The 1,902-nt window shown below is 73.4% G+C and carries 2 protein-coding genes; both read right to left on the reverse strand.

What is annotated here, in order from left to right:
- Nucleotides 1–1,702 (reverse strand): cation-transporting P-type ATPase (locus tag IJH84_RS12420; protein ID WP_295144309.1); only part of this gene is annotated, 1,702 nt, incomplete at its 3' end.
- Nucleotides 1,699–1,902: hypothetical protein (locus tag IJH84_RS12425; RefSeq protein WP_295144312.1), on the reverse strand; the 204-nt coding region annotated here is incomplete at its 5' end. The genes IJH84_RS12425 and IJH84_RS12420, both read right to left, overlap by 4 nt.

Below are 1,902 nucleotides of genomic sequence, written 5' to 3' on the forward strand. Positions count from 1 at the left end.
CGATCCCGATCTCCGCGGCGATGGCCCGCGCGGTGTCCGGGTGGTCGCCGGTGATCATCACGACCCGGATGCCCGCCCGGCGCAGATCGCGCACCGCGTCGGCGACCCCGGGCCGTGCCGGGTCGGTCAGCCCGGCGAACCCGGTCAGCACCAGCCCGGTCTCGGCTTCGTCGCGGTCGATAGCGCCGCCGGGCACCTCGCGCGTGGCCACCGCGATCACCCGGATCCCCTTCGCGGCCATCCGGTCGACCTGAGCGCGCAGGCGGTTCCGGTCGTCCTCGGTGAGCGGCTCGGCGCGTCCCGCGACCAGCCGGCTCGAGCACCGGCCGAGCACGGCCTCGGGCGCGCCCTTGGCGATCAGCAGCGGCCCGTCGTCACCGCGGTGCACCGCGGACATGATCTTCCGTCCGGCGTCGAAGGGGTGCTCGGCCAGCAGCTCGCCGGAGACGCCACCGGGCTGGCCGGGCAGCAGACCGTACCGGTGGGCGGCTTCCAGCAGCGCGACGTCGGTCGGGTCGCCGAGGACGTGCGCGGTGTCGTCCCGGTGCACCACGGTCGCGTCGGTGCAGCCCGCGGCGAGCGCGAGCAGCCACCGCTGCGCGTCGTCGGGATCGCCGTCCTCTTCGCCGACCTGGCCGTCGACCTCGCCGGTGGCCAGGTGCGCCAGGATCATCCGGTTCTCGGTGACGGTGCCGGTCTTGTCGGTGGCTACGACGGTTATGGTGCCGAGGGCTTCGGCCGCCCGCAGTTGCTTGATCACCACGTTGCGGCGGGACAGCCGGTAGGCGCCCAGCCCGAGCACCATGCTGATGACGATCGGGAGTTCTTCGGGGATGGTGGCGAAGGCGAGGGTGAGACCGGTCAGGATCATCTCCCGCCAGGGTTGCCCGCCGAGCAGCCCGACCACCGGCACCAGCACGCTGAACCCCAGAGCCAGCCAGGCCAGCCAGCGGGCCAGCTCGCGCATGGCCTGCTGCAACGCCGTGCGCGGCGGCTTCGCCTCGATGACCAGCCCGGTGATCCGCCCGAGCTCGGTGTCCATGGCGGTGCTCAGCACGACCGCGCGGGCGCGACCGGCGACCACGGTCGTCCCAGCGAAGACCAGGTTGGATCGCTGCGCGAGCGGCGCGTCGAAGGCGAGCACCGCACCGGCGTCCTTGTCCGCGGGCACCGGCTCCCCGATGAGCGCGGATTCGTCGACCCGCAGCCCGGCGGATTCGATCAGCCGGGCGTCGGCGGCCAGCCGTTCTCCCGCGCGCAGCACGAGCACGTCGCCGGGCACCAGGTCCTCGGTAGGCACGTAGCGGACCGCACCCTCGCGCAGCGCGGGCGCGGTGGGTGCGGACAGCTTGCTCAGCGATGCGATGGCGGCCTTGGCCCGGTACTCGGTGAACACCTCCACAAGCACGACCGCGGCGATCACCAGCACGATCGCCGCGGTGTCCGCGGGCTCTCCCCACAGGCCGTAGAGCACGGCGACCGCGAGCAGCAGCAGGATCATCGGCTCGGTGCTCTCTTCGCGCAGCACCCGCCAGAACGTCACCTGCCGCGGCTTGACCCGCCGGTTCGGTCCGAAGCGCGCCAGTCTGCTCGCGGCCTCCTGCTCGCCGAGGCCGTTTGCAGGCTCGACCCCGAGCCGTTCGAGGACCTCTTCGGACGTAGCCGCGTGCCCGTGCTCGACCACGGGTGACGGCGCGCTCACCGGCGCGTTCCGTCCAGCTGGGACATGCGGGAAAGTGTTGCATCGCCGCGCCGCCCGGTCCGCACCGGACGGATCCGCCTTCTCCGCCGAGCGGCGCACGGCGTCAGCCGGATCTCGGTCGCGGTGGGCGCTCGCACCGGCTCCCCCGGCAACGGCATGGCCATGCGCTCGCCGACGCGCAGCAGGCTCGCGGTCTCCGC

The sequence above is a fragment of the Saccharopolyspora sp. genome (genome assembly GCF_017434145.1).
In the GTDB taxonomy this organism is placed as follows: domain Bacteria; phylum Actinomycetota; class Actinomycetes; order Mycobacteriales; family Pseudonocardiaceae; genus Saccharopolyspora_C; species Saccharopolyspora_C galaxeae.